Raw genomic sequence first — 26,051 nt, forward strand, 5'->3', positions numbered from 1 at the left:
CAAAATCAAAGATCGAGAGCAGTACCCGATTGCAACGTGCTCGGGTGCTGCCCTAGAGTCTGTTTCAGAACGAGGCGCCGATGCGCAGGCGCAGCTGCTGGCGGTCGAAGCCGGCGAGGTCGAGGGGCCGCCCGTCGCCGACCGCGCCCCCCGCGACCTGGACGCCGAGGGTCAGCCCGATCCAGGCGGTCTCGCCGAGGGCGGCGTAGAGGGTCGGCCCGAGATAGACCGCCTCCCCGGCGAAGCGATCGAGGGCGAGCCCGTCGAAGGCGCGCAGGTAGCGCAGCTCGCCGCCCAGGAACAGGCCGGCCGAGACCCGCCGCGCGAGGGCGGCCGAGAGGTCGAGCCCGGAGCCGCGCAGGATCTCGCCGGTGCCGGAGGCCCGGCTCCAGGCGAGGGAGAGGCCGAGATTGACCGCGCCGACGAGGGTGCCGGGGACGAATTCGTGGTCGGCGAGCAGGGCGGCGTCGAGCCCGTAGGCGCGGGCCGGCCGCGCGTCGGTGCCGTCCCGGGTGCCGAGGCTCGGGGTGACGCTGAGCGTCAGCCTGACCGGGGAGGCATCCCGGTCGAGGAGGCGCAGCCGCGTCTCGACGAAGCCGCCGTTGAGGCCGCCGCGGATCGCCGCCGGGAGGCCCGGGCCGGGCGCCACCGCGTAACCCGCGAAGCTGAGCCCGGGCGCCACGCGCAGCTGCGCGCTCACGGGCAGCTTCAGGGCGAGCGTCGGATCGAAGGCCCGGAAGCGGCCGCCGCGGCGGCCGAGCCGGCCGGTCGTCTCCAGTTCGACCTCGCGCTCGCCCGGCACGCCGATGTCGCTGCCCTCGGTGAAACCGAACAGGTGCTCGCTGTCGAGGTGGTCGGCGCGGCCGGGCTCGGCCCGGGCGGGTGCCGCCGCGCCGAGGATCAGGCAGGCGGCGAGGCCGGCCGCTGATCGGCGCCGCCCGGGATCCTTGCGTCTCGACGGCATCAAAGCACTCCCTCACACTTATAGCAGCAGCTATAACCGGGGCCGGGCCTCGCGCCAACCCCGTCGCGACCGGACCCCTGGCCTGCCGCGCCGGGCTTGACTCCAGGATACCGGAAATTCAATCTTGAATCATGGAATCGTCCTCGGACCTCGACGGCCGTCTCGCGGCCCGGCTGCGGGCCCTGCGCGCGGAGCGGGGCTTGACGCTCGACGCCCTGGCCGAGCGGTCCGGGGTGAGCCGGTCGATGATCTCGCTCGTCGAGCGGGCGGAGAGCAGCCCGACCGCCACGGTGCTGGAGCGGCTGGCGGCGGGGCTCGGCGTGCCGCTCGCGGCCCTGTTCGCCGCCGCGGCGCGGGAGGATGCCTCGCCGCTCTGCCGCCGGGCCGAGCAGAGCTGCTGGCGCGATCCCGGCACGGGCTACCGGCGCCGCAACCTCTCGCCGCCGAGCTTCGCCTCGCCGCTCCAACTCGTCGAGGTGGAGATCCCGCCCGGCGCCACCGTCGCCTACGACAGCCTGCGGGTGCCGCCCTTGGAGCAGCAGGTCGTCGTGCTCGACGGCGCGCTCACCGTGACCCTGGGCGAGAGCGTGCATCACCTGGGGGCCGGCGATTGCCTGGCGATGCGCGTCGACCGGCCGGTCGCCTTCCACAACCCCGCCGACCAACCCGCCCGCACCCTGGTGGCCATCGCCGCCGGGAGCCTGCCCCGCTGAGGTGCCGCCGTGACCGACCCGACCCTGCGCGCCCTGTCCGGGGAGGAGGCCCGGGGCATGGCCGAGCCCCTCGCCGAGATCCTGATCGACTGCGTCGAGGCGGGCGCCTCGGTGAGCTTCATGGCGCCGCTCCGCCCCGCGACGGCCCTGGCCTATTGGCGGGGCGTCGCCGAGAGCGTCGGGCGCGGCGAGCGCCGCCTGATCGTGGCCGAGGCGGAGGGACGGCCGATCGGCACCGTGCAGGTCGTGCTCGCCCAGCCCGAGAACCAGCCCCACCGGGCCGACGTCTCCAAGGTGCTGGTGCTCACCCGCGCCCGCGGCCGCGGAGTCGGGGCGGCCCTGATGCGGGCGGCCGATGCGGCGGCCCGCGCGGCGGGCAAGACGCTCCTCGTCCTCGACACGGCGAGCCCCGAGGCGGAGCGGCTGTACCGACGGGAGGGCTGGCAGCGGGTCGGCGCGATCCCCGGCTACGCGCTGCTGCCGGACGGGCGGCCCTGCGACACGGTCTTCTACTACAAAGTCTTGCCTTAGGTGTCTGGTCGCCGGACCTCCGGCCCGAACGGCCTGCGCCTCGCCGGGCGGCGCCTCGCGAATGCCATCATGGCCTGCGAGGGCCGGCACCTCATGCGATCCGGAAACCCCGTCGATGTCGACCGCTTCCCCGTCCCCCGGCCCCGTCGTCACGGTCGGCCCCGTGCGCTTCGGGAATCACCTCCCGCTCAGCCTGATCGCGGGGCCCTGCGCCCTCGAGAGCCGCGGCCACGCCCTCGAAGTCGCGGCGGCGCTCAAGGAGATCGTGGCGCCGCTCGGCCTCGGCCTCGTCTTCAAGAGCTCCTTCGACAAGGCCAACCGCACCTCGGCGGGCTCGGCGCGCGGCCTCGGCCTCGACGAGGCGCTGCCGATCTTCGCCGAGATCCGCGAGCGGCTCGGCCTGCCGGTCCTCACCGACGTGCACGAGGCCGGGCAATGCGCGCCCGCGGCGGAGGCCGTCGACGTGCTGCAGATCCCGGCTTTCCTCTGCCGCCAGACCGACCTGCTCCTCGCGGCCGCCGCGACGGGCCGGGCCGTCAACGTGAAGAAGGGCCAGTTCCTCGCCCCCTGGGACATGGCCCACGTCGCCGCCAAGATCACGGGCGCGGGCAATTCCAAGGTGATCGTCACCGAGCGCGGCGCCTCCTTCGGCTACAACACCCTCGTCTCCGACATGCGGGCGCTGCCGATCATGGCGCAGGTCACGGGCGGCGCGCCGGTGGTGTTCGACGCGACCCATTCGGTGCAGCAGCCGGGCGGCCAGGGCGCGACCTCGGGCGGGCAGCGGGAATTCGTGCCGGTGCTCGCCCGGGCGGCGGTGGCGGTGGGCGTGGCGGGCGTGTTCATCGAGACCCATCCGGATCCCGACCGCGCCCCCTCGGACGGGCCCAACATGGTGCCGCTGCGGGCGATGCCGGACCTGCTCGCCCGCCTCGTCGCCTTCGACCGGCTCGCCAAGGGGCTCTGAGCCAGGGCCCTCCGCGCCTCACAGATACCCGGTCCCGGCCTCGGCGGCGAAGCGGTCCGGCGTGCCCTCCCAGACGATGCGGGCGTGTTCCAGCACGTAGACCCGGTCCGCGTGGGGCAGCGCGAAGGTCACGTTCTGCTCGCCGAGCAGCACGGTGATCGGCGTCGTCTGGCGCAGGCGCTCCAGGGCCTTCGAGAGCTGCTCCAGGATCACCGGCGCGAGGCCGAGGGTCGGCTCGTCGAGGATCAGGAGCTTGGGCCGCATCATGAGGGCGCGGGCGATGGTGAGCATCTGCTGCTCGCCGCCCGAGAGGGTGCGGGCCATCTGACCGCTGCGGCTGCGCAGGATCGGGAACAGCTCAAGCAGCCAGTCGAGCTGGCGCGCGCTCTCGGCCTTGGGCAGGTGCTGGCCGCCGAGGTCGAGGTTCTCGCGCACGCTCATCTCGCCGAACAATTCGCGGGTCTCCGGCACCTGCACGATGCCCTCGCGGGCGATCGAGGCGGGCGTGCGCCGGGCCAGGGCCTCGCCGCCGAAACGGATCTGCCCGGAATAGGGCACGAGGCCCGAGATCGCGTTGAACAGCGTCGTCTTGCCGGCGCCGTTGAGGCCGACGATCGAGACGAACTCGCCCTCGTGGACGTGCAGGCTCACGCCCTGGAGCGCCTGGGCCTTGCCGTAGAGCACGCCGACCTCCTCGACCGCGAGCAGCGGCGCGCCCGAGAAGGAGGATTCCGGGCGGGCGGCGGTCTCGATGCTGCCGCCGAGATAGACGCGCCGCACGGTCTCGTTGCGCATCACCTCGGCGGCCGAGCCCTCGGCGACGCGCTCGCCGAGATACATGGCGTAGACCCGGTCGACGAGGGCCGCGACGCTCTTCACGTTGTGGTCGACGAGGAGCACCGCCTTGCCCTCGTCGCGGAAGCCGCGGATCAGCGCGGAGAAATCCGCCACCTCGCCCTGGGTGAGGCCCGCGAAGGGCTCGTCCACCAGCACCACCTTGGGGTCGCGGGCGATCGCCTTGGCGAGTTCCATCCGGCGCAGATCCGCGAAGGGCAGGGTGGCGGGCCGCCGGTCGAGGACGGCGCCGAGGCCGACCCGCTCGGCGATGGCGCGGGCGCGATCCTCCACGTGCGGGTCGGCGAAGAGCCGCAGCAGGTTGTCGGGCAGCAGGGCGAGCTTGATGTTTTCCAGCACCGTCTGCCGGTGGAGCGGCCGGGAATGCTGGAAGACGAGGCCGACCCCGGCCCGGGCGACCCGGTGGGAGGGCCAGCCGGCGATCTCGGTGCCGTCGAGGACCACGCTGCCCGCATTGGGCCGCTCCAGGCCCATGATCAGCTTCATCACGGTGGACTTGCCGGAGCCGTTCGGCCCGATCAGGCCCAGGATCTCGCCCGGTCGGATGGCGAAGCTCACCGACTTCACGGCGACGAGACCGCCGTAGCGCTTCTGCAGCCCCTCGACGGCGAGGAGCGGCGCCGCCGTGGCGGTGGCGGGGGGCACGGGCCGGTGCAGGGCGGCTGCGGTCATGGACGCACCTCGTGACGCGGACGGGTCCTCACGCGCGCTGCCCCTGGCGGGTGAGGATCCCGAGGAGGCCGGCGGGGACGAACAGGATCACCGCGAGGGCCGCGGCGGAGACGACGAAGGTCGAGAGGGCGCCGAGCGGGCGCAGCAATTCGCCCGCCGTGATCAGGAAGAGCGCGCCGAGCACGCCGCCCAGGATGGTGCGCCGGCCGCCGAGCACCGCCCCGATGATGACCTGCACGCCCACCGAGACGTCGACGAGCGTGCCGACCGACGCCGTGCCCATGTAGAAGACGAACAGCGCCCCCGCGAGGCCGGAGAAGAAGGCGCTGACGCAGAAGGCGGCCAGCTTGTGCTTGGCGACGTTGAAGCCGAGCGCGCCGGCCTCGACCGGGTCCTGCCCGCTCGCCTGCAGGATCAGCCCGACCGGCGAGGTCGCGATGGCGAGGAGCACGAGGCCGCTCACCGTCATGAAGCCCAGGGCGAGCCAGTAATTGGTGGCCGCGTCGACGCTGATCACGTCCGGCACGGTCAGGCCGATCTCGCCCCCGGTGGTGTCGGCGAAGACCACGATGAGGTTCTGCAGGATCAGGACGGCCGTGACGGTGGTGAGGCCGAAATAGGGGCCGCGCACCCGCAGGGCCGGCAGGGCGAGGACGAGGCCGCCGATCACCGCCGCCACCGCCCCGGCGACGAGGCAGAGCGGGATCGAGACCCCGTCGCCGTTGAGGATGCCGGCCGTGTAGGCGCCGAGCCCGATCAGGAAGGTCGGCCCGAAATTCACCTCGCCGGCGAAGCCGAACAGGAGGTCCCAGGCCATCGAGAACACGCCGAAGTAATAGGCGACGGTGAGGAGCCCGAGGATGTAGCCCGAGACCCAGAGGGGCAGCACCGCCGCCAGGGCGAGGCCGATCAGGCTGAGCCAGAGGAGCGGGCTGCGGAGGAGCTTGGCGGTCATGCGGCGTTCCTCGTGCTCAGCGGCGCCCGAGCAGGCCCTGGGGCCGCACGTACATCACCGCCACCAGCAGGAGCAGGGCCGGGATGGTCCGGTAGGCCGGCGAGATCAGGTAGGCCGTGATGGTCTCCAGGTAGCCGACCACGTAGGCGGCGATGAGCGAGCCCGACACGCTGCCGAGGCCGCCGAGCACCACGATCGAGAAGGCGCTCGCGGTGAGCGGGCCGACGCTGTAGGACGAGACGCCGAGGAACTGGCCGAGCAGCACGCCCGCGATGCCCGCGAGCACGCCGTAGATCGCCCAGATCGCCACGTAGATCTTCGACAACTCGAAGCCCAGCAGCGTGACGCCGCGCGGGTTCATCGAGGCGGCGAGCACGACCTTGCCGGTGCGGGTGCGGTTCACCAGCACCCACAGGAGGGCGATGGTGCCCCAGCAGACCAATGCGGTGAAGATCTGGTTCCAGGGCGTGCGCACGCCCGCGATGGTGACGACGCCCTCGACGATCGGCATCACCGTCTTGGCGTTGCTGGTGAACAGGTAGGCAATGAATTCCTGGATCATGATGCCCCAGAGGAGCGTGCCGGTGAGGATGAAGATCTCCTTCTCCTCGGCGGGGATCGCCTTCGAGCGGTCGATCGGCTTCACCACAACGCCGTAGGTGGCGAGCGTCAGCAGGGTGCAGACGGCGACGCCGGTGGCCGCGCCCGCGTAGGCGCCGAGCCCGTACTCGCTCGACGCCGCCCAGGCCACGACCGCGGCCGTGACCATCAGGGCGCCGTGCGAGAGGTTGAGGACGCCCGAGACGCCGAAGATCAGGGTGAAGCCGGTGGCGCCCAGCGCGTAGAGGGCCGAGATGGCGAAGCCGTCGATGAGGATCTGAAGGGCGGTCATGAGGATCCGGAACGGGGGGGTCGCGAAGGGACGCGGTCCCTTCGCCGGGGGCCTCGGGGGCGGCGCCCCCGGGGCGGACCGGAGGTCTTCAGTTGGCGGGCGTGCCGGCCTTCACGAAGCTCGGGAACTTCAGGCTCCCGTTCGCGACGGTCTGCGGCCAGACGGCCAGCTGCTTGCCGTCCTGCCACTGCATCATCATGCCGGAGACGAGGCCCGGCCCGTACTTGATCGAGTGGGTGAAGGGATCGTCCTTGCCGTAGAACTGGATGCGCCCGAGCGTGCCCTCCCAGTCGGTCTTCTCCAGCGCGTCCACGAGCTTGTCGGGATCGGTCGAGCCGGCCCGCTTCACGGCGTCGGCGATGTAGTAGACCTCGTCGTAGGCGGTGTAGCCCGCGTAGCCCGGATAGCTGCCGTACTTGGCCTTGAAGGCCTCCGCGAAGGGGGCGGTCTTGGGCGTGACGTTGGTCCCGGGCGCCGCGAACATCTCGAACAGCACGCCCTCGGTCGCGCCGTTGGTCTCCTTCCAGAAGGTGGAGTTGGTGGCCTGCGAGGCGATGCCGATCATCGGGATCGGCACCTGCTGGCTCGCCCATTGCACGGTCGGCTGCACGCCGACGTGGGAGATGCCGGTGACGATCACGTCCGGCTTGGCGCCCTCGATGCGGCTGAAGATCGGGCTGAAATCGGTCGTGCTCGGCGAGAACCGGATGTGGTCCAGCACCTGCAGGCCGATCTGGGGCAGGCACTCCTTGTAGCCCTCGTCGAGGGGCTTCGTCCAGGCGGCGTCCTCGCTCATGATGACGGCCGTCTTCATCTTGCGGCCCTCGACCAGGATCGCCTTGGTGGCGTCGCAGACCGCCTGCGACTGGGCCTTGGAGGTGAGGTAGCCGTGGAAGGAGTACTTGTTGCGGGCGTAATCCTTGTGGACGTTGAGCGGGATCTCGTTCGAGGCGGCGCCCGGGGTGATGAAGGGCAGCTTGAGGCGGGCCGACCAGGGCTGGAGGGCGAGCACGACCTCGCTGATGTAGCTGGCGATGACCGCGTGGACCTTGTCCTCGCTGGCGGCGCGCTGGAAGGCCCGGACCGAATCGGCCGCGGAGCTCTTGTTGTCGTAGGTGAAGAGCTCGATCTTGCGCCCGTCGACGCCGCCCTTGGCGTTGATCTCGTCGGCGGCGAGCTGGGCGGCCTGCGGGATCGCGGCGCCGGCGATGGCCTGGGCCTCGGCGATCACCGCGATGCGCAGCGGATCCGCCGCCCGCGCGTCGCGGACCGGCAGGCCGAGCAGGACGGTCGAGGCCAGGAGGGTCGTGGCCAGCAGGGCACGGGCGTGCCGCCGCGGCGCGGCCGGCGCGGGAACGGACATGGGCTTTCCTCTCCGTTGCCGCTTCTCGTCTGCGCGATGCGGCTTAGGCCGAAGTGTAGCGTGGGATTCCCGGACAACAAGCGCCCGCGGGCCGGTTTGGTCGACCAGAATGGCAGCGCTGCCGCGGCCATGCACGGGCTGCATGGCCGCGTCCGGCTAAGCCTGCGGTCGGACCGGCATCGCCGCGAGGGCGATCGCCGCGAGAACGAGCCCGATGCCCGAGGCCTGGATCAGGGAGAGCGTCTCGCCGAGGAGGATCCGGGAGAGGAGCGCCGCGACGACCGGCTGGATCAGCAGCACGAGGGAACTCAGGGCCACCGGCAAGTGCCGGAGCGCGACGGTGACGAGCCCCTGCCCGACGACTTGGCCGAACAGCACCAGGACCGCGAGGAGCAGCCAGACCCGGACGGCGTTCGGGACCGGCATGCCCTGGCGCCAGAACAGCGGGAGCAGCAGGAGCGTGCTCCCGACGCTGACGGCCGCCATGACGCGGATCGGCGTCGCGCCCCTCGCCCGCAGCGCCTTCACGACGGTCAGGTAGCCGCCGTAGAGCGCGCCTGCGAGGAGGGCCGCCGCGCTGCCCGCGAGACCGCCCGCCGGATTCGTCCCGTCGAGGCCGATCAGCAGCGCCGTGCCGGCCAGCGCCGCCGGCAGGGCCTGCCAGAACCGGGCGGTCGGCGCATCGGCGAGTCCGATGAGTCCGAACAGGCCCACGAAGAACGGGGCGCAATTGGTGAAGAGCGTCGCGACCGCGACGTTGGTGGCGCCGATGGCGTAGTGCATCACCGCGAGGTCGGCCGCGAACAGGAAGGCCGCGAGCCCGGTCAGCGCGGCGAGGGGACGCCCGGCGGCGCGCGGCGCCGGGGGCCTGCCCGCGCAAGCCGCGAGGCTCCAGGCCAGGAACAGGGGTGCGGCGAGGGCGACGCGGTAGAAGGCCGAGATTTCGGGGGGCAGGCCGGTGGCCTTCACGACCACCGGCGCCGTGCCGAGGCAGATGCCGCCGGCGACCAGGACGGCGAAGGCCGCCGCCCTCGGAGCGAGGCTGACGCAAGGTTGCCCTTCCCGATGGACATCCGTGTTGACGAGGATGCGGTCCGCACCGCACAGGTCGGTACCGGAATCCCGAAGAGAACCGGCGTCGCCGCTCATTTCCGTCTCCGTCAGCTTGCTTGCGGGCCAAAACAGCCCCTAGGATTTCGACGCCGCGATGGTGCCTGCCGGCGGCCAGGTCGGGAAATGACTTCGGATCATCGAGAGGATGAGACATCGTCATGGGTCTCGTGAACGTCGACATCGACCTGTTGCGGACCCTCCTCGCCGTCGCTGACGCGAAGAACTTCACGCTCGCGGGAGAGCGGCTGCTGCGGACGCAGTCGGCCGTCAGCCTCCAGGTGAAGCGCCTGGAGCAGGTCGTCGGCCAGCGGCTGGTGGAGCGCGGCAGCGGGCGGGAGATCCGGCTCACCGAGGCCGGAGAGATGGTGCGCCGCTACGCGATCGAGATCCTCAAGCTCAACGACGCACTCGTCCGCGAGGTCGCGCATCGGCCCGAGACGAATGTCCTGCGCGTCGGCACACCCGATGACTATGCTCAGCTCATCCTGCCCGAGATCATCGGGACGCTCTCACGGGAGAACCGACACGTGGAATTCCACGTGGTCTCCGACCTGTCGGTCAACCTCTCCCGCATGGTCGATTCGGGCGATCTGGACCTCGCCCTTGTCACGTGGGCGTCCGGTATTCAGGGGATCCGGTTGGCCGAGGAGCCTCTGGCCTGGGTCGCGGCACCGCATTCGGCCGCCGCGTCGCTGGACACGCTGCCGCTGGCGCTGTTCCCGCAGGGGTGCCGCGTGCGGGACATGGCGGTCGAGGCGCTCGACCGGATCGGGCGGCGCTGGCGCGTGGCCTTCAGCGCGAACCAGTTCACGCCGCTGCGGACCGCGATCACCCATGGCGAGGCGATCGGTGTCCTGCCCCTTCGCGCCGTGCCGAAGGACCTGGTGCAGGTCGGTCCGGAGCATGGGCTGCTCGAACTCCCTTGCGCGCCGCTCATCATCAAGATCGGTCGCGCTGCCGACGACAGCGCTCACCAGCTTGCCGGCGCCATCGCGCACGCCTTCCAGCCGCGCCCGCTTGCCTCCGCGGCCACGGGCATCGCGTGCTGATTGCTTCGCCATGCGGATGTCGGCGTCGTTCACGCGCCGCGCGGGCTCACGCGCCGCGCGGCCGTGGCGTCGCTGTCCGGACGTGATCGTCCGGACAGCGGATCATTCGGCAGGCGCACCCGCCTTCACGAAGGCGGGAAAGGTCAGCTTGCCGTTGGCCACCGTTGCGGGCCACACGGCGGTCTGCCGGCCGTCGAGCCATTGCATCATCATGCCGGAGATCAGGCCCGGCCCGTACTTCACCGAGTGGGTGAAGTCGTCGTCCTTGCCGTAGAACTGGACGCGGCCCATCGTGCCTTCCCAGTCGGTCTTCTCCAGCGCGTCCACGAGCTTGTCGGGATCGGTCGAGCCGGCCCGCTTCACGGCGTCGGCGATGTAGTAGACCTCGTCGTAGGTCGTGTAGCCGGCATAGCTCGGGTAATTGCCGTACCGGGCCTTGAAGGCGTCGGCGAAGGGGGCGGTCTTGGGCGTGACGGTGGTCCCGGGCGCCGCGAACATCTGGAACAGCACGCCCTCGGCGGCGCCGTTGGTCTCCTTCCAGAAGGTGGCGTTGGTGGCCTGCGAGGAGATGCCGAGCATGGGGATCGGCACCTGCTGGCTCTTCCACTGCACGGTCGGCTGCACGCCGACATGGGAGATGCCGGTGATGATCACGTCCGGCTTGGCGCCCTCGATGCGGCTGAAGATCGGGCTGAAATCGGTCGTGCTCGGCGAGAACCGGATGTGGTCGAGCACCTTGAGCCCGGCGACCGGCAGGCATTCCTCGTATCCGGCGTCGAGGGGCTTCGTCCAGGCGGCGTCCTCGCTCATGATGACGGCCGTCTTCATCTTGCGGCCCTCGACCAGGATCGCCTTGGCGGCGTCGCAGACCGATTGCGAGAGCGCCTTCGAGGTGAGGTAGCCGTGGAAGGAGTACTTGTTGCGGGCGTAATCCTTGTGGACGTTGAGGGGAATGTCGTTCGAGGCGGCGCCCGGGGTGATGAAGGGCATCTTCAGCCGGGCCGACCAGGGCTGGAGGGCGAGCACGACCTCGCTGATGTAGCTGGCGATGACCGCGTGGACCTTGTCCTCGCTGGCGGCGCGCTGGAAGGCCCGGACCGCGTCGGCGGCCGAGCTCTTGTCGTCGTAGGTGACGAGTTCGATCTTGCGCCCGTCGACGCCGCCCTTGGCGTTGATCTCGTCGGCGGCGAGCTGGGCGGCCTGCGGGATCGAGGCGCCGGCGAGCGCCTGGGCCTCCGCGATGATGCCGATGCGGATGGGATCGGCGGCGTCGGCCGGCGCGGCCAGGGCCGCGCCAAGGAGCGTGGTGGCCAGCAGCGTGGAGGCCAGGAGCCCGCCGCTGCGGCGGCGCGAGACGTGCGACGACATGAGGGTTTCCTCTCCGGTGCCGCTCGTCGTTCGGGCGCGGCGGCTCTCCCGGAGAGTAGCGCGGGCGGCAAGCGCCACAAGCCGGCCGTCGAGGCCGTCCCCGGATCAGCGCACGAAGCGATCGACGAAGTCGGCGCCGAGTCCGACCTCGCCGTAATGCCGGCGGCACATCTCGATCTTGGTGAAGACGTCCTCGTAGCCGGTCTGCTTGCCCCAGGGATCGACGTAGATCATCACGCCGGTGATGTGGAAGAGCGTGATCATCTCGGGGCAATCCTCGGGCACCACGAGGGTGTGGGTCTCGCCCGGGGGCTCGAACACGTAGGAGCCGGTCTCGGCCACCCAATCGTGTTCCAGGTAGTGCCAGCGGCCGCGGAGCACGTGGCCGTGGACCGGGGCGGGGTGGCGGTGGCGGCTGAGGATGCCGGCCCGGCGCACCCGCAGCAGGTTGACCCAGTAGCCCTGCGAGGCGTTCAGGCAAAGGGGCCGGAACCAGACGTTCTCGGCCTGCGGCACCCAGATCCGCTCGTCCTCGGGGATCGCCCGCGGCACCACGATCTCCTCCCCCGCCTCGGGCGGGAAGGGGAGCTGGTAAGGCATGCGGCGCGGGTCGGTCTCGGGCGTCGATGCGTCGGCCACGGCGGCCTCCCTCAGTAGATCAGGTAGCCGCCGTCGACCGGCAGGATCACGCCGGTGACGAAGGCGGCGGCCGGCGAGGCGAGGAAGATCGCGGCCCCGGCCACGTCCTCCGGGGTGCCCCAGCGGCCGAGCGGGGTGCGGGCGCGGATCGCCTCCTCGCGGGCGGGATCCTCCTGCAGGGCGCGGGTGAGCGGCGTCCTGATCCAGCCCGGCGCCACGGCGTTGACCCGGATGCCGTCCTTGGCCCAGCCGCCGGCGAGGCTCTTGGTGAGCTGGGCGACGCCGCCCTTGCTGGCGCTGTAGGCGGGCGCGAGGCCGGCCCCGAAGAAGCTCGTCATCGAGGCGATGTTGACGACGCAGCCGCGGCTGCGGGCGAGGTGGGGGTGCAGGGCGGTGCAGAGCCGCATCGTCCCGGTGAGGTTCACGGCGACGACCTGCTCGAAGGTGGCGAGGTCGTACTCGGCCTCGCGCCGGATGATGCCGGCGGCGTTGACCAGGATGTCGAGCCCCTCCAGCCGCGCGGCCAGGGCCTCGACGCTGCCCGCATCGGTGACGTCGAGCCGCAGCGACGGTCGGCCCGCCGCGTCCGGATCCGTCCCGCCGGCGATGTCCGCGACGGTGACGGCGGCCCCCGCCTCGGCGAGGCCCGCCGCGATGCCCGCGCCGATGCCGCTCAGGCCGCCCGTGACCAGGGCCGTGCGGCCCGCGAGGTCGAACCTCATGTCTCCTCCCGATCGTCGCGTCGTTGCCGGATGTATGCCACGCCCCGCCGGGGCGCAGACCTGCAAACACTGCAACGGGAGGATGCGCCGTCAGCCGGCGAGCAGGGCGTCGAGGGCGAGGTCGTAGGAGAGCGGGCCGAATCCCGCGATCACGCCGCGCGCGACGGGGGCGATGTAGGAGTGGTGCCGGAAGCTCTCGCGGGCGTGCACGTTCGAGAGGTGGACCTCGATCACCTGCGCCTTGGCGCCCGCGATCGCGTCGCGCAGGGCAACCGAGGTGTGGGTGTAGGCACCGGCATTGAGGATCACCCCGGCCCCCGCGGCGCCCGCCTCCTGCACCCAGGTGACGAGGTCGCCCTCGTGGTTCGACTGGCGGAAGGTGAGCGCCACCCTGTCGGCGGCCCGCGCGCGCAGGCGCGCCTCGATGTCGGCGAGGGTCAGCGCCCCGTAGATCCCCGGCTCGCGGGTGCCGAGCAGGTTCAGGTTGGGGCCGTTGAGGACGTGGATCGAGCGCATGACGGGGTCGTGCCTTACCGGGTGGGGAGGGCCGGATGTGGGGCCAGGCGGGTCTGGGCCGCAAGCCGGATCGGGGCATTCGCGGCGCCGTAGCCGCGATAGCCGCGCCGCTCGACGATCTCGAAGGCGAAGCCGCCGCCGAGGAGGCCGCGGGTGTAGACCTGGAAGAACTCGGCCCCGCCCTCGCGGTCGTACAGGATGTTCCCGTCGCGCAGCCGCGCCAGGGTCTCGGGCGGCAGGTCGGTGCGGGCCTCCAGGTCGTCGTAGTAGTTCTCCGGAATCGGCAGGAGCGCGACCCCGGCGGCGCGCAGGGACGCGACGGTGGCGACGATGTCGTCGGTGGCGAGCGCCACGTGCTGCACCCCGCCGCCGAGCGCCTCCGACAGGAAGCGCGAGGAGAGGGTGCGGCTGCTCTGCGAGGCGTTGAGGACGAGGCGCAGGGCCGCGCCCGGGGCCTCGACGGCCTGGCTCTCGACCACGCCGCCCGGATCGACCACGTCCTGCACGGGCAGCTTCGCGAGGTCGAACAGCCCGGTGTAGAACAGGAGCCAGGTCAGCATCTCCTCGTGGCGCATGCTCTGGGCGAGGTGATCGACGGCGACGAGCCCGGCGCCGCGGACCGGCTCCGGAGCGAGGGGCTCGAAATCCACGTCCCAGAGGCGGTCGAGGCCGCTGCGGCGATCGACGAGGTAGAGCAGGCTGCCGCCGACGCCGCGGACGGCCGGGATGTCGAGTTCGCCCGGCGCCACCGCCTGCCGGAACGGCTCGTCGAGGAGGGCGCGCGCCCGCTCCAGAGCCGCGCCCGCGTCGTCGACCCGCAGCGCGACCGCGCAGACCGAGGCGCCGTGCGTGACCTGGAAGGAATGGGCGAAGCCCTCCTTCTCGGTATTGACCACGAGGTTGATCGCGCCCTGGCTCCAGCGGGTCACGGCCTTGGAGCGGTGGCGGGCGGTCCGGGCGAAGCCGAGGCCGGACAGGACCGATTCGAAGGCCCGCGCCTCCTCGTCCATGGCGAACTCGATGAACTCGATCCCCTCGCAGGCGGCCCGCGGCGGCAGGGCGGGCAGGAGAGGGGCCGGCCCCCGCCCGGCGGGATCCTCCGGCGCGCCCGCCCGGCGGCGCAGGTCGTCGAGCATGACGAGGAGCGAGCGGCGCCCGTCGAGGGCGACGCCGCGGGCCGAGCCCGCCCGGAAGCGGTCGCTGAAGATCTCCAGCGACAGGATCCCGTCGAAGCCCGTCGCCCCGAGCGCGTCCACGAAGGCCGGGATCGGCAGGTCGCCCTGGCCCGGGAAGCAGCGGTAGTGGCGGCTCCAGGAGAGGTGATCCATGGCGAGGCGGGGCGCGTCGGCCATCTGCACCAGGACGATCTTCTCCCGCGGGATGGAGCGGATCGCCCCGAGATCGGTGCCCCGGGCGAGCACGTGGAAGCTGTCGAGGACGAAGCCCACGGCCGGATGATCGGCCCGGCGCACGATCTCCCAGGCGTCGCGGTAATCGCTGACGTGCCGGCCCCAGGCCAGGGCCTCGTAGCCGACCCGCATGCCGCGCCGGGCCGCGCGCTCGCCGAGTTCGCGAAAATCCTCCGCCGCCCGGTCGAGCCCGCCCAGGCTGTCGGGCGAGACGTTGGAGCACACCATCAGGAGGTCGCAGCCGAGCTCCTGCATCGTGTCGAACTTGCGCTCGGCCCGGGCGAAGGCCTTGGCGCGCTGCGGCGCCGGCATCCCCTCGAAGTCGCGGAAGGGCTGGTAGACGGCGACGGCGAGGCCGAGATCCTCCGCCCGGCGGCGCAGGTCCCGGGGCGTGCCGCTGAAGGAGAGGAGGTCGTTCTCGAAGATCTCGACCTCCGAGAAGCCGGCCGCGGCGATGGCCTCCAGCTTCTCGCCGAGGGTGCCGCTCAGGCAAACGGTCGCGATCGCGAGCTTCATGCGGGGTCTCCCGTTGGCAGGTGGGGCTTCCGGAGCCCGGCACCGGGCGGGCGCGGAGCCTTGCCCCGCGCCCGCCCGTCGGATCAGGCGCCCGCGAGGCGGCCGCCCGAGAGTTCCTGCGCCCGCAGGCGCTCGTAATCCTGCTTGCCGAGGGGCTGCGCGCCCGGCTCGCCGAGGTCCTTCATCGGAATGCGGTAGGTCTCGCGGGCGCTGTAGGCCGCCGCCGCCGCGATCACCGTGATGCCGAAGGCGAGCGCCCCGATGGTGAGCGGGATGTTGGCCGCGCCGGGCGGCGCCACCGCGGTGAACAGGGCCGGCAGCATCGCGGTGATCGCCGTGCCGACGTTCTGGGAGATCGCCATCGCCGAGACGCGGGTCCGGGTCGGGAAGAGCTCCGGGTAGAAGCTCGGATAGACCGCGTTGTAGCCCTGGTAGACGACGCCCCACATCAGCAGGGACATCAGGATCGCGAGCGGCACGTTGTGGATGCTGATGGCGTAGAGATAGCCGAAGGACAGCAGGCCCGAGGCGAGGGCGCCCACGATGATCGGCGGGCGCCGCCCGATCCGGTCCGAGAGGTTGCCGACGAAGGGGATCACCGCCACCGCCACGATGTTGCCGAGGACCGGGATCCAGAGATAGATGTCCTTCTCGAAGCCGATCCCGTAGGCCGGCTGGACCGCGTAGGCCGCGCCGAAGATCGTCGCCACGACTGGGATCACGTTCATCAGCGCCATGCAGACGACCCGTGCCATGTCGGCCGAGCTGGAGCGGAAGGCCTCGATCACCGGCGAGTGCGGGATCTCGCCCCGCGCGCCCTCCTTGGCGAAGGCGGGGGTCTCCTCGACCTCGCGGCGGATGACGAAGCCCGCCACGATCACGACGACGCTGAGCAGGAACGGGATCCGCCAGCCCCAGGCATTGAACGCCTCCGCCGGCATGAAGTGGGCCAGCGGCAGGAACACGGCCGCGGCCAGGATCTGCCCCGCCTGCACGCCCTGGAGCGTGAAGCTCGCGAAGAAGCCGCGGCGGCCGAAGGGCGCGTGTTCGAGGATCATCGAGCTCGCCCCCGAGATCTCCCCGGCCACCGCGAAGCCCTGGATGAGCCGCAGGATCACCAGCAGCACCGGCGCCAGGATCCCGACCTGCTCGTAGGTCGGCAGCAGGCCGACCGCGATGGTGGAGAGGCCCATCAGGAACATGCACAGGATCAGCACGTTCTTGCGCCCGTGGGTGTCGCCCCAGTGGCCGAGCACGAAGGCGCCGATCGGCCGGCTGACGTAGCCGACGCCGTAGGTGGCGAGCGAGGCCACGATCGCCACCGTCGGGTTGCCGGCGGGAAAGAAGATCTGCGGGAAGATCAGCGACGCCGCCGTCGCGTAGATGAAGAAATCGTAGTATTCGAGCGCGGATCCGATCCAGCCGCTCGCCGCGGCCTTCTTGGATTGCTGGCGGGTATGCGACGCCCGGTCGAGCGTGGTGGCCATCTCGGTTTCCTCCAGGTGTAGTGGTGCGGGTTTGGTTATTGTTGGTGGGCGAAGGCGGACGCCGCGTCGGAGCGGCGGCCTTCACCGAAAGAGCGCCGGTCCCGCCCGCGGCGGGACTTCACCACGGCGCGACTTGGCCGCGGCTCAGGCGGCGCGGGCCGCGATGATCGCGTCGAAGGCCCGCTCCATCGCGGCCTGCGGCGCCTCGCGGCCGGTGAACAGCCGGAACGCGTCGAGGGCCTGGTGGATCGCGAGGGCGCGGCCGGTCATGGTCGGGGCGCCGAGCGCGCGGGCCGCGGCGAGGAGCGGCGTCCAGAGCGGCGAGTAGACCGCGTCGGCCACCCACAGGTCCGGCCGCAGCAGGTGGAGGGGCACCGGCGCGTCGCGATTCGGCAGCATGCCGATCGGCGTCCCGTTGACGAGGCCGCGCGCGCCCGCCAGCGCCTCCTCGGCGCCCGCGCAGACCCGGATCTCGGCCCGCCCGTCCAGGGAGGCCGCGAGCGCCCGGGCCTTGGCCGGATCGGTGTCGACGAGGCGGATCTCCGTGCCGGGGACGTCGCTCAGCGCCACCGCGATCGCCTTGCCGACGCCCCCCGCCCCGATCAGCGCCACCGGGCCGGCCGGGGCCGGACCGAAGGTCTGGACGAGGGCGCGGCCGAACCCGCTCGCGTCGGTGTTGTGGCCGATCAGGCGCCCGCCCTCGACCACCACGGTGTTGACCGCGCCCACCGCGCGGGCCCCCGGCGAGAGGTCGTCGAGCAGGGGAAGCACCGCCTCCTTGTACGGGAAGGTGACGTTGACGCCCGCAAAGCCGAGGTGGCGCACGCCGTCGAGCAGGCTGCGCAGCAGCCCCGCATCCGCCCCGGCGATCTCGATGAGCTGGTAATGCGCCCGCATCCCGAGCGCCTCGGCGGCCGCCTCGTGCATGGCCGGCGAGGCCGAATGCTTGATCGGCGCGCCGATCAGGCCGAGGAGGGCACGGTTCTGCTGTGATTTTGCCATGACCTGCTATGCCTCTTCAGGTCTGAATTTGCCCGGCCGGACCGGGCCTCCCTGTGGCGAGACATACTGCAGACGAGCCGGCTATCCAAAATACCAAGTTGGGCGACGATCGTAACATCATGTTACGGTCCGCCGGGCCCGGCGGCCCCTTCCGCCTCGCGCGTCATCTCCTGGCGCAGGAGGCTCACGAAGTTCGAGGCGAACAGGCTCGGGCTGCTGCCGGCCTTGGTGGCGGTCCAGGTCTGGAAGGTCGGGGCCTCGGCGATGCGCAGGACCCGGATGCCCGGGAAGGCGCCCTCCGCGATGGTGAACTGGTCGATCACCGCGATGCCGAGGCCGGCCCGGACCAGGGCGCAGACCGTGGTGCCGAAGCGCGCCCGGATGGTGATCTCGTAGGCGAGGCGCCGCTCCCGGAAGATGTCGGCCATGACGCGCCCGTAGGGGTCGTTGGGGTCGATCCCGATCAGCGGGTAGCGGACGATCTCCCGCGCCTCGATCGCGTCGCGCCCGGCGAGGGGATGGGATTCGGGCACGATGCAGAGCAGGCTGCCGCGGGCGAGGGGCTCGAAGGCGAGGCCCGGATGGTCGAGCCGGTAGCTCATCGCCACCACCTCCCCCTTGCCGAGCAGCAGGTAGTCGATCGCCTCCTCGAGCTTGAGGATGTTGATGTCGATGAGCAGCTGCGGGTGCTTGGCGCGCAGGCGCTCCACCGCGCGGGGCACCATGACATGGCAGATGGACGGCACCGAGCCGATCAGCAGCTCCTGGCCGCTGCCGCTCTGCGTGCGGGCCACGACGTAGCGGAGATCCTCGACCCTGTCGTAGACGGCGTTGATCTGGTCGAAGACGGCGCGCGCCTGCTGCGAGGGGACGAGGCGGCCGCCCTGGCGGTCGAACAGCCGCATGCCGAGCGCGGCCTCGGTGTACTTCATCAGGCGGCTGATGCCGGGCGCCGAGACGTTGAGGAGCCGGGCCGCCCCGGCGATCGTCCCGGAGACCATGATGGCCCGGGCGACCTCGATCTGTCGCAGCGTCAGCATCCCGTCCTCCCCGGGGGCCCGCGCGGCGCGGGTCCCGCCATCCTGCCGCGGGCGGCCGGGTCAGGCGAGGCGGCCGAGGCCGAAGAGGGAGATGTCGAAGCCCGTGCGCCCGGTCGTGGCGAGGTCGGCCAGGATCTCGCCGACCACGCTGCAGAACTTGTAGCCGTGGCCCGAGCAGGGCGAGGCGACCACGACCTCGGGACAGTCGGGCAGGGTGTCGATGACGAAGTGCTCGTCGGGCGTGTTCGTGAAGAGGCAGGAGCGCAGGGCCATGGTGGGCCCGTCCGCGTGCGGGAAGTAGCGCCGCACCGCCTCCCGCAGCACCGCCTCGTCCCGGGGATGGACCTCGCGGTCGATCGCGTCGGCGGGGCCGGTCTCGCGCAGGTGGTGGTAGAGGCCGATCTTGAAGCCCGGCAGGCCCCAGACCGGGAAGCCGTAGAAGTGGCCCTCGTCGAAGAGGGCGTTGAAGACCGGGAAGCGGCCGAGCGCGAAGGCGTCCGGCATGGCGGGCTGGAACCAGCCGAGCACCTGCCGCTCGGGCACCGCGCGGCCGGCGAGGGCCGGCACGAGGTCCTGCATCCAGGCGCCCGCCGTCAGGACGAGGCGCCCGGCCTCGTAGGTGCCGCGCGCCGTGCGGACGCGCACGCCGCCCGCGACGGGTTCCCAGGACAGGGCCGGCTCCCGGGCGCGGATCTCGGCGCCCTCGGCCTGCGCCAGGGCGACGTGGGCGACGATGGCGCGCTCCGAGGCGACGAAGCCGCCCTCCGGCTGCAGCAGGGCGAGGTGGCCGGCCGGCAGCGCGTAGCCCGGGAAGCGGGCGTTGAGGTCGCGGGCGGAAAGGAGCTCGTGGGGCAGGTCGTGGATCCGGCAGGCCTCCACGGCGCCGGCGACGATCCGGCTGTCCTCCGGCCCGGCATCCACCGAGCCGGTGACGAAGAGCAGCCGCTCGCCGAAGCGCGATTCGGCCTCGCGCCAATTGGCGTAGGCGCGCCGCAGCAGCGGCACGTAGGCCGGGTCCTCGAAATAGGCGAGGCGGATGATGCGGTTGGCGCCGTGGGAGGAGCCCATGGCGTGGGGGATGTCGAAGCGCTCGAGGCCGAGCACGCGCTGGCCGCGCCGGGCGAGCTGCCAGCAGGCGGCCGATCCCATGCCGCCGATCCCGAGCACGATCACGTCGTAGGTCTGTGACACGGATACCGTCCTCATGCTCCCGCATTCCGGGCCGGGCCCCGCGGTGCCGCGCGGCTGTCCCGGCATCCCCGCCGCGGCGGGGAGGGCCGCGCCGGCGCCCGCGGGTGCCGGCCGGGAGGGGTGCCCCTCCCGGCTCACGCGGCGGTCCCGCTCCTTACTCCGACGGCGCGTCGGCCTGGGCCTTGGGCGGGAACAGGTCCGTGCCGCCCTCGGCCCCGTCCTGCGGCGCCCCCTCGTAGCGGGTGCGGCGGCGGCGGCGCGGGCGGGCGGGGGCGTCGCCGGCTTCCGAGGCGGGCGCCTGCGGTGCCTCGTCGCCCGGCGCCGCCGCGACCGGGGCGGGCGCCGGGGCCGGGCGGACCGGGTTGGTCAGGAAGGCCGGAAGCCCGGTCTCCTCGGCCGCCGGCGGATCCTGACGCGGATCCTGGCGCATCTCCTCGCGCCGCGGGCGCTCGGGCCGCTCGCGGCGTCCGCCCTCCGGCCGGGGCGCGTCGCCCTGCCGGGGCCCGTCGCGGTAACCGTCCTGGCGCGGCTCGCCGCGGAATTCCTGGCGCGGCTCGCCCTGCCTGTCGGGCCGGTCCTGCCGGTCCTGGCGCTCCGGCCGGTCCTGGCGCTCCGGCCGGTCCTGGCGCTCGGGCCGGTCCTGGCGCTCCGGCCGGTCCTGGCGCTCGTAGCGTTCCGGACGGTCCTGGCGCTGCGGCCGCTCGCGGTTCTGGAAGCGGTCGCGGCGATCCGGCTGCCGGTCGAAGCGCCCGGCGCGGTCGTCGCGGGCCTCGTAGGGCTGCGGCTGCTGGCCGGGATCGACGTACTCGTCGGCGTGGCCGTAGCCGTTCTGGGCGTAGCCGTTCGGCCCGCGCATCTCGGGACCGGCCGGGTAGCCGTTCGCCTGGGGCGAGTCGTCGTCGCCCTCGTCGTCCTCGTCGAAGGGCTGGCGGAAGCCGCCGAATTGCTGCCGGTACTGCTCGTTCGCGGCGGCGATGATGCGGTGGTAATGCTCGCCGTGCTGGAAGTAGTTCTCCGCCATCACCGGATCGCCGTTGGCCTGCGCGTCGCGCGCGAGCTGGGCGTACTTCTCGGCGATGTGCTGGGCCGTGCCGCGGATCTTGACGTCGGGACCGTTGGATTCGTAGGCCCGGGTGAGCGGATTCGGGCCTTTGTTGCGGTTGCGGCCACGCATACGCCGGTTCTGGTTTGGTCTCATCGGTCTCGACTGACCCTCGTTCGACGACAACTCAAGGGGACTCGACTGAGCGATCGGTCCGTCTGCGGTGATCCGGCCAGGCCAGGAGCCCGTCCGCGATCCCGCGACGATGTCCGTCGTTCACTGCACATCCGCGGGCTCACGCAGGTTTGGGTCGCCCAGCGATTGTCAGATACGGACCACCGAACCGGACCGCTTCGTGCCCCTTGGTCTGTCCGGTGGGGAAGATCGTCCAAGGTCCGCGCCTGGAGAAGAGGTCTCACCTTTGCCAGGCTGGCTTACCGGACCATTCGCGATCTGCGCGAGGACGTTAGCGGGTTCGGCCGCGGGAGCCAAGCGAAATCAGAGGCAACGGCATCAGGAACCAGAGGAATCCGGTTCGCGTGCCAGCAATGCGGCCCGCGGATGGCCTGCGAGGTCGCGCCGGACGACCACGACCCGCAATCCCGCAGCCTCCGCCAAGTGACGCAGCGCCTCCTCCTGATCGTAGCCGATCTCCACGACCAGATGTCCCCCCGGGGCCAGGAAGTCCGCCGCCTGCGCGAGAATGACGCGGTAGCAGTCAAGTCCATCGGCGCCGCCGTCGAGGGCGAGGCGGGGATCGTGGTCGCGCACCTCGGGGGCGAGGCCCGGGATGAGGTTCGCGGCGATGTAGGGCGGATTCGCGACCGCGACGTCGAATCGGCCGGCCAGGGCGGCGGCCCAGTCGCCCCGCAGCCAGGCCGCGCGGGCCCCGACGCCGTTCCGGGCGGCATTGGCCCGCGCGGTGCGGAGGGCTTCGAGGGAGAGGTCGATTCCGACGCCCTCCGCGCGCGGCCACTCGCTGAGGAGCGCCACGAGGAGGCAGCCCGAGCCGGTGCCGAGGTCGAGGAGGCGCAGGGCCGCGTCTCGGGGATGGCCGAGGTCCAGGGCCGCCTCGACCAGGGTCTCGGTGTCCGGCCGCGGCACCAGGGTGTCCGGGGAGAGGCGGAAGGGCAGGCCCCAGAATTCCCAGGCGCCGAGGATCCGGGCCACCGGCTCGCCCGAGGCCCGCCGCCGCAGGGCCGCCGACAGGCTGCGCGCCTGCGCCTCGTCGAGGGGCCCATCCGCGCCCAGGAGGAGGTCGACCCGGCTCACGCCCAGGGTCTCGGTCAGGATCAGGCGCGCGTCGAGGGCGGCGGTCGCGATCCCGCACCCGGCGAGGTAGGCGCTCGCCCGACCGAGCGCGGCGGAGAGGCCGAGGCCGCCCGGCACCGGCTCGCTCACCCGAGCCCCTCCGCGGCGAGGAGCGCGGCCTGGTGCTCGGTCACCAGGGCGTCGACGAGTTCGTCGAGGGCGGTCCCGGCCAGCACCTCCTCCAGCTTGTAGAGGGTCAGGTTGATGCGGTGATCCGTGACCCGCCCCTGCGGGAAATTGTAGGTGCGGATGCGCTCGGAGCGGTCGCCGCTGCCGACCTGGGCCCGGCGGTCGGCGGCGCGGGCCGCGTCCTTCTGGCTCCGCTCCTGCTCGTAGAGCCGCGCGCGCAGCACCGCCATCGCGCGGGCGCGGTTCTTGTGCTGGGAGCGCTCCTCCTGGACGAAGACCACGATGCCGCTCGGGATGTGGGTGATGCGGATGGCCGATTCGGTCTTGTTGACGTGCTGGCCGCCCGCGCCCTGGGCCCGCATCGTGTCGATCTTGAGGTCGGCCTCGTTGACGTGGATGTCCACCTCCTCGGCCTCGGGCAGCACCGCCACGGTGGCCGCGGAGGTGTGGATGCGCCCCTGCGTCTCGGTCTCGGGCACGCGCTGCACCCGGTGGGCGCCGCTCTCGAATTTCAGCCGCGCGAACACGCCCCGGCCCTTCACCTCGGCGACCACCTCGCGGTAGCCGCCCATCGTGCCCGGGCTCTCGGACACGACCTCGATCTTCCAGCCCTTGAGGTCGGCGTAGCGGGCGTACATGCGCAGCAGGTCGCCCGCGAACAGCGCGGCCTCGTCGCCGCCGGTGCCGGCCCGGATCTCCAGGATCGCGCTCTTCTCGTCGGCGGCGTCCTTGGGCAGCAGCATGATCTGCAGCGCCTTGGCGGCGGCGTCGCGGGCCGCCTCGACCTCCGGCTTCTCCTCGGCGGCGAGCGCCCGCATCTCGGGGTCGCCCTCCTGCAGCATGGCCTCGACGCCGCGCAGCTCGGCCTCGGCCGCGCGGTAGGCGCGGATCGCCGCCACGACGTCGTCGAGGTCCGAGAGTTCGCGCGAGAGCTGGACGAAGCTCTCGGAATCGGTCTCGCCGGCGCTCAGCGTCGCCGTGACGATGTCGTGCCGCGCCAGGATGGCGTCCAGTCTGTCGGAAGGTATCGCAATCATCGCCGGGGATATGGGCTCGATCCGGGCCGGATTCAGCCGGCAGCGGCCGCTTGCGCCGAAGCGCGGACCGCAGGCGTATAGCAGGTCTGCGCCGGCTGACGAGGCGGCGCAGGGGGGAGGAGCCTTGCACTTTCCGCGGAGCGCCGGGCCTCAGACCGGGATGCCATGCGCCTCCGCGTAGGCGGCGAGGGCCGGCCGCAGGGAGGTGCCGTTGCCGGTGCGGGCGATCTCCGCCCGCAGGAAGGCGCCGACCTCGGCCGCGTTGACGTTCAGCACCATCGCCTTCACGGGCCCGATCGAGGCCGGCGACATCGAGAGCGCCCGGTAGCCGAGGCCGATCAGCGCCAGCGCCTCCAGGGGGCGGCCGCCGATCTCGCCGCAGACCGTGACCGGGGTCCCGGCCGCGTCCGCCCGCTCGGCGATGAGCCCGAAGGCGCGCAGGGCCGCCGCGCAGAGCGGGTCGAAGCGGTTGGCGACCTGCCGGTTCTCGCGGTCCACCGCGAACAGGAACTGCATCAGGTCGTTCGAGCCCACCGAGAGGAAGTCGGCGGCGGCCGCGATCTCGTCCATCTGGAACAGGAGCGAGGGCACCTCGACCATGACGCCGAGCCGGCACTCGGAGGGGAGCGCGTGGCCGTGGCGGGAGAGGTGGGCCTTCTCGCGCTCGACGATCGCCTTGGCGCGCACGAACTCGTCCACGGTCGCGACCATCGGGAACATGATCTTGAGGGGCCGCCCGCCCGCCGCCTTGAGCAGGGCGCGCAGCTGCATGCGCAGCAGGCCGGGCCGGTCGAGGCCGATGCGGATCGCCCGCCAGCCCAGCGCCGGGTTCTCCTCCTCGGGCCCCTTCATGTAGGGCAGGATCTTGTCGCCGCCGATGTCGAGGGTGCGGATGGTGACCGGCAGGTCGCCCGCCGCGGCGTAGACCGCCTCGTAGAGGCTCTGCTGCTCGGCCGCCGAGGGCATGCGCTCGGCCACCATGAATTGCAGCTCGGTGCGGAACAGCCCGACGCCCTGCGCCCCGGTCTCCTGCAGATGCGACATGTCGACCAGGAGGCCGGCATTGAGCTGCAGGGCGACCTCGACGCCGTCGCGGGTCACCGAGGGCAGGTCGCGCAGGGCGCGGTACTGCTCCTGGCGGCGGGCGCGCAGCCGCGCCTTCTCCCCGTAGGCCGCCTCCACCTCCGGGCCGGGGCGGATCTGCACCTCGCCCGCGCCGCCATCGACGATGATCGCGTCGCCCGCCTCGACGAGCGCGGTGGCGTTGGCGACCTCGCCCACCGCCGGGATGCCGAGCGCGCGCGCCACGATGGCGATGTGGCTGGTCGGCCCGCCCTCCTCCAGGACCACGCCGCGCAGCCGCGCCCGGTCGTAGTCGAGCAGGGCGGCCGGGCCCATGGAGCGGGCGACCAGGATCGCGTTCTCGGGCAGCGAGCCCTGGGCGGTGCCCTGGCTGCCGACGAGCTGGCGCAGCAGCCGGTTGGCGAGGTCGTCGAGGTCGTGCAGGCGCTCGCGCAGGTAGGGGTCGCTCTGGCGCAGCATGCGGGCGCGGTTGTCGGACTGGACCCGCTCCACCGCCGCCTCGGCGGTGAGGCCCGAGAGCACCGCCTCGCGCATGCGCCGCAGCCAGCCCTGGTCGTGGGCGAACATCCGGACCGTCTCCAGCACCTCGCGGTGCTCGCCCGCCCCGGCCACGTCCCCGCGCTCGACGAGGTCGTCGATGGCCGAGCGCACCTCGGCGATCGCCGCGTCGAGGCGGGCGACCTCGCGCTCGACGTTCTCGGCGATCAGGTTCTTCACCACGATGCGCGGCTCGTGCAGGACCACGTGGCCGAGCCCGACGCCGTCCGCCAGCGCGACGCCGGACTGGCTCAGCGCCCGGCGCGAGGCGCTGACCGTGCCGGGCGAGAGGGCCTGCAGCTCCCCGGAGGCGAGCATCTCGGCGAGCACCATCGCGGTGGTCTGGAGGGCCTCGATCTCCTCCTCGGAATAGACCCGGTAGGTCCGGTTCTGGACCACCAGCACGCCCATCGTGTTGCCGGCGCGCAGGAGCGGCACGCCCAGGAAGGCGTGGTAGATCTCCTCGCCGGTCTCGGGCCGGTACGAGAAGGCCGGGTGCGACTGGGCGTCCGAGAGCGAGAGCGGCTCGGCCGTGGCGGCGATCAGGCCGACCAGGCCCTCGCCGGCCCGCATCTTGGTGAGGTGGACCGCCTCGCGGTTGAGGCCCTCGGTGGCGAAGAGCTCCAGCATGCCGTCGTCGCGCAGCACGTAGACCGAGCAGACCTCGGCCACCATGTTGGCGGCGATGATCACGACGATGCGGTCGAGGCGCGCCTGGGCGCTGACCGGCTCCGCCATGGCTTCACGGAGGCGGCGCAGAAGCAGGCGCGGGCCTCCAGGCGCAGCGGGCATCGTCTCGACTTCCACCCCTTGAGCGGGCCTGGCCCGGTGCAGTGCAACCGGAAGACGCCGGCGCGAGCGGTGCGGCCGGACCGGCCCTGTCACGGCCGTATAGCGAGTCCCGCGCCCGCCGGGCAAGCGCCGCGTCCCCGCGGCGGCCCGGTTCGG

23 protein-coding genes are annotated in these 26,051 nt (G+C 72.3%); 4 read left to right on the forward strand and 19 right to left on the reverse strand.

All coding sequences use genetic code 11. The features are described from left to right. Positions 1-64: 64 nt before the first annotated feature. Positions 65-964, reverse strand: coding sequence for a hypothetical protein (locus tag MET2598_RS0101020; protein ID WP_018259570.1), 900 nt, complete (start codon positions 962-964; stop codon positions 65-67). A 131-nt stretch (positions 965-1,095) separates the two neighbouring features. Between MET2598_RS0101020 and MET2598_RS0101025 the strand changes: the two genes are divergently transcribed. From MET2598_RS0101025 to kdsA, 3 genes are all read left to right on the forward strand, one after another. After that, the gene (locus MET2598_RS0101025) at positions 1,096-1,677 is read left to right on the forward strand and encodes a helix-turn-helix domain-containing protein (RefSeq protein WP_012334485.1); all 582 of its coding nucleotides are present in this window, start codon (positions 1,096-1,098) and stop codon (positions 1,675-1,677) included. Between the two features lie 9 nt (positions 1,678-1,686). Then, complete coding sequence (locus MET2598_RS0101030; protein WP_018259571.1) at positions 1,687-2,208, forward strand: GNAT family N-acetyltransferase; 522 nt, start codon at positions 1,687-1,689, stop codon at positions 2,206-2,208. A gap of 115 nt (positions 2,209-2,323) precedes the next feature. After that, complete coding sequence (gene kdsA / locus MET2598_RS0101035) at positions 2,324-3,175, forward strand: 3-deoxy-8-phosphooctulonate synthase (protein ID WP_018259572.1); 852 nt, start codon at positions 2,324-2,326, stop codon at positions 3,173-3,175. Positions 3,176-3,193: 18 nt separating this feature from the next. On the opposite strand, the gene MET2598_RS0101040 is transcribed toward kdsA, so the two are convergent. From MET2598_RS0101040 to MET2598_RS0101060, 5 genes are all read right to left on the reverse strand, one after another. After that, positions 3,194-4,702 carry an ATP-binding cassette domain-containing protein gene (locus MET2598_RS0101040; protein ID WP_012334482.1) on the reverse strand — a complete coding sequence of 503 codons (1,509 nt, stop codon included), beginning with the start codon at positions 4,700-4,702 and terminating at the stop codon, positions 3,194-3,196. Between the two features lie 28 nt (positions 4,703-4,730). After that, on the reverse strand, positions 4,731-5,657 hold the full coding sequence (locus tag MET2598_RS0101045) for a branched-chain amino acid ABC transporter permease (protein WP_012334481.1): 927 nt from the start codon (positions 5,655-5,657) through the stop codon (positions 4,731-4,733). A 16-nt stretch (positions 5,658-5,673) separates the two neighbouring features. Beyond that, positions 5,674-6,549 carry a branched-chain amino acid ABC transporter permease gene (locus tag MET2598_RS0101050; RefSeq protein ID WP_012334480.1) on the reverse strand — a complete coding sequence of 292 codons (876 nt, stop codon included), beginning with the start codon at positions 6,547-6,549 and terminating at the stop codon, positions 5,674-5,676. An 88-nt stretch (positions 6,550-6,637) separates the two neighbouring features. Continuing rightward, entirely contained in the window at positions 6,638-7,912 is a 1,275-nt protein-coding gene (locus MET2598_RS0101055; RefSeq protein ID WP_012334479.1) for an ABC transporter substrate-binding protein, read from the reverse strand. A 156-nt stretch (positions 7,913-8,068) separates the two neighbouring features. Then, positions 8,069-9,061, reverse strand: coding sequence for a DMT family transporter (locus MET2598_RS0101060; RefSeq protein ID WP_018259573.1), 993 nt, complete (start codon positions 9,059-9,061; stop codon positions 8,069-8,071). A gap of 122 nt (positions 9,062-9,183) precedes the next feature. On the opposite strand from MET2598_RS0101060, the gene MET2598_RS0101065 reads away from it, so the two are divergent. Next, a complete protein-coding gene (locus MET2598_RS0101065; RefSeq protein WP_018259574.1) occupies positions 9,184-10,074 on the forward strand; it encodes a LysR substrate-binding domain-containing protein in 891 nt (296 codons plus the stop codon). 102 nt (positions 10,075-10,176) lie between these two features. On the opposite strand, the gene MET2598_RS0101070 is transcribed toward MET2598_RS0101065, so the two are convergent. From MET2598_RS0101070 to ptsP, 13 genes are all read right to left on the reverse strand, one after another. Next, entirely contained in the window at positions 10,177-11,442 is a 1,266-nt protein-coding gene (locus MET2598_RS0101070; protein ID WP_018259575.1) for an ABC transporter substrate-binding protein, read from the reverse strand. A 105-nt stretch (positions 11,443-11,547) separates the two neighbouring features. After that, positions 11,548-12,042: a 2,4'-dihydroxyacetophenone dioxygenase family protein gene (locus MET2598_RS0101075; RefSeq protein WP_198293047.1), complete on the reverse strand. Its 495-nt coding sequence runs from the start codon at positions 12,040-12,042 to the stop codon at positions 11,548-11,550. Between the two features lie 50 nt (positions 12,043-12,092). After that, on the reverse strand, positions 12,093-12,803 hold the full coding sequence (locus tag MET2598_RS0101080) for an SDR family oxidoreductase (protein WP_012334474.1): 711 nt from the start codon (positions 12,801-12,803) through the stop codon (positions 12,093-12,095). A 90-nt stretch (positions 12,804-12,893) separates the two neighbouring features. Continuing rightward, positions 12,894-13,319: a type II 3-dehydroquinate dehydratase gene (aroQ, locus tag MET2598_RS0101085; protein WP_012334473.1), complete on the reverse strand. Its 426-nt coding sequence runs from the start codon at positions 13,317-13,319 to the stop codon at positions 12,894-12,896. Positions 13,320-13,333: 14 nt separating this feature from the next. Continuing rightward, positions 13,334-15,244 carry a bifunctional sugar phosphate isomerase/epimerase/4-hydroxyphenylpyruvate dioxygenase family protein gene (locus tag MET2598_RS0101090; RefSeq protein ID WP_018259576.1) on the reverse strand — a complete coding sequence of 637 codons (1,911 nt, stop codon included), beginning with the start codon at positions 15,242-15,244 and terminating at the stop codon, positions 13,334-13,336. A gap of 83 nt (positions 15,245-15,327) precedes the next feature. Next, on the reverse strand, positions 15,328-16,731 hold the full coding sequence (locus tag MET2598_RS0101095) for an MFS transporter (protein WP_012334471.1): 1,404 nt from the start codon (positions 16,729-16,731) through the stop codon (positions 15,328-15,330). A 144-nt stretch (positions 16,732-16,875) separates the two neighbouring features. Then, the gene (locus MET2598_RS0101100; RefSeq protein WP_018259577.1) at positions 16,876-17,733 is read right to left on the reverse strand and encodes a shikimate dehydrogenase; all 858 of its coding nucleotides are present in this window, start codon (positions 17,731-17,733) and stop codon (positions 16,876-16,878) included. 122 nt (positions 17,734-17,855) lie between these two features. Then, positions 17,856-18,773 carry a LysR family transcriptional regulator gene (locus tag MET2598_RS0101105; protein WP_012334469.1) on the reverse strand — a complete coding sequence of 306 codons (918 nt, stop codon included), beginning with the start codon at positions 18,771-18,773 and terminating at the stop codon, positions 17,856-17,858. Between the two features lie 60 nt (positions 18,774-18,833). Then, on the reverse strand, positions 18,834-19,964 hold the full coding sequence (gene solA, locus MET2598_RS0101110) for an N-methyl-L-tryptophan oxidase (RefSeq protein ID WP_018259578.1): 1,131 nt from the start codon (positions 19,962-19,964) through the stop codon (positions 18,834-18,836). Positions 19,965-20,118: 154 nt separating this feature from the next. Next, the gene (locus tag MET2598_RS0101115) at positions 20,119-21,138 is read right to left on the reverse strand and encodes a DUF4167 domain-containing protein (protein WP_018259579.1); all 1,020 of its coding nucleotides are present in this window, start codon (positions 21,136-21,138) and stop codon (positions 20,119-20,121) included. A 381-nt stretch (positions 21,139-21,519) separates the two neighbouring features. Beyond that, positions 21,520-22,407 (reverse strand): peptide chain release factor N(5)-glutamine methyltransferase, encoded by an 888-nt coding sequence (gene prmC / locus MET2598_RS0101120; RefSeq protein WP_012334466.1) that lies wholly within the window; start codon positions 22,405-22,407, stop codon positions 21,520-21,522. Further along, on the reverse strand, positions 22,404-23,483 hold the full coding sequence (gene prfA / locus MET2598_RS0101125) for a peptide chain release factor 1 (RefSeq protein WP_018259580.1): 1,080 nt from the start codon (positions 23,481-23,483) through the stop codon (positions 22,404-22,406). The genes prmC and prfA overlap by 4 nt, the downstream gene beginning before the upstream one ends. Positions 23,484-23,633: 150 nt before the next feature. Further along, positions 23,634-25,895 carry a phosphoenolpyruvate--protein phosphotransferase gene (ptsP, locus tag MET2598_RS0101130; RefSeq protein ID WP_026190438.1) on the reverse strand — a complete coding sequence of 754 codons (2,262 nt, stop codon included), beginning with the start codon at positions 25,893-25,895 and terminating at the stop codon, positions 23,634-23,636. Between the last annotated feature and the right edge of the window lie 156 nt (positions 25,896-26,051).

The organism is Methylobacterium sp. WSM2598 (assembly GCF_000379105.1).
GTDB lineage: Bacteria > Pseudomonadota > Alphaproteobacteria > Rhizobiales > Beijerinckiaceae > Methylobacterium.

Bases quoted from the DNA above. Each gene is read 5' to 3' on its own strand.
- MET2598_RS0101070 (WP_018259575.1), bottom strand. From the start codon at position 11,442: ATGTCGTCGCACGTCTCGCGCCGCCGCAGCGGCGGGCTCCTGGCCTCC.
- MET2598_RS0101075 (WP_198293047.1), bottom strand. From the start codon at position 12,042: ATGCCTTACCAGCTCCCCTTCCCGCCCGAGGCGGGGGAGGAGATCGTG.
- MET2598_RS0101080 (WP_012334474.1), bottom strand. From the start codon at position 12,803: ATGAGGTTCGACCTCGCGGGCCGCACGGCCCTGGTCACGGGCGGCCTG.
- MET2598_RS0101020 (WP_018259570.1), bottom strand. From the start codon at position 964: ATGCCGTCGAGACGCAAGGATCCCGGGCGGCGCCGATCAGCGGCCGGC.
- prfA (WP_018259580.1), bottom strand. From the start codon at position 23,483: ATGATTGCGATACCTTCCGACAGACTGGACGCCATCCTGGCGCGGCAC.
- MET2598_RS0101100 (WP_018259577.1), bottom strand. From the start codon at position 17,733: ATGGCAAAATCACAGCAGAACCGTGCCCTCCTCGGCCTGATCGGCGCG.
- MET2598_RS0101060 (WP_018259573.1), bottom strand. From the start codon at position 9,061: ATGAGCGGCGACGCCGGTTCTCTTCGGGATTCCGGTACCGACCTGTGC.
- MET2598_RS0101095 (WP_012334471.1), bottom strand. From the start codon at position 16,731: ATGGCCACCACGCTCGACCGGGCGTCGCATACCCGCCAGCAATCCAAG.
- MET2598_RS0101065 (WP_018259574.1), top strand. From the start codon at position 9,184: ATGGGTCTCGTGAACGTCGACATCGACCTGTTGCGGACCCTCCTCGCC.
- MET2598_RS0101050 (WP_012334480.1), bottom strand. From the start codon at position 6,549: ATGACCGCCCTTCAGATCCTCATCGACGGCTTCGCCATCTCGGCCCTC.
- MET2598_RS0101105 (WP_012334469.1), bottom strand. From the start codon at position 18,773: ATGCTGACGCTGCGACAGATCGAGGTCGCCCGGGCCATCATGGTCTCC.
- MET2598_RS0101045 (WP_012334481.1), bottom strand. From the start codon at position 5,657: ATGACCGCCAAGCTCCTCCGCAGCCCGCTCCTCTGGCTCAGCCTGATC.
- MET2598_RS0101040 (WP_012334482.1), bottom strand. From the start codon at position 4,702: ATGACCGCAGCCGCCCTGCACCGGCCCGTGCCCCCCGCCACCGCCACG.
- MET2598_RS0101090 (WP_018259576.1), bottom strand. From the start codon at position 15,244: ATGAAGCTCGCGATCGCGACCGTTTGCCTGAGCGGCACCCTCGGCGAG.
- MET2598_RS0101025 (WP_012334485.1), top strand. From the start codon at position 1,096: ATGGAATCGTCCTCGGACCTCGACGGCCGTCTCGCGGCCCGGCTGCGG.
- MET2598_RS0101115 (WP_018259579.1), bottom strand. From the start codon at position 21,138: ATGCGTGGCCGCAACCGCAACAAAGGCCCGAATCCGCTCACCCGGGCC.
- aroQ (WP_012334473.1), bottom strand. From the start codon at position 13,319: ATGCGCTCGATCCACGTCCTCAACGGCCCCAACCTGAACCTGCTCGGC.
- MET2598_RS0101055 (WP_012334479.1), bottom strand. From the start codon at position 7,912: ATGTCCGTTCCCGCGCCGGCCGCGCCGCGGCGGCACGCCCGTGCCCTG.
- kdsA (WP_018259572.1), top strand. From the start codon at position 2,324: ATGTCGACCGCTTCCCCGTCCCCCGGCCCCGTCGTCACGGTCGGCCCC.
- ptsP (WP_026190438.1), bottom strand. From the start codon at position 25,895: ATGCCCGCTGCGCCTGGAGGCCCGCGCCTGCTTCTGCGCCGCCTCCGT.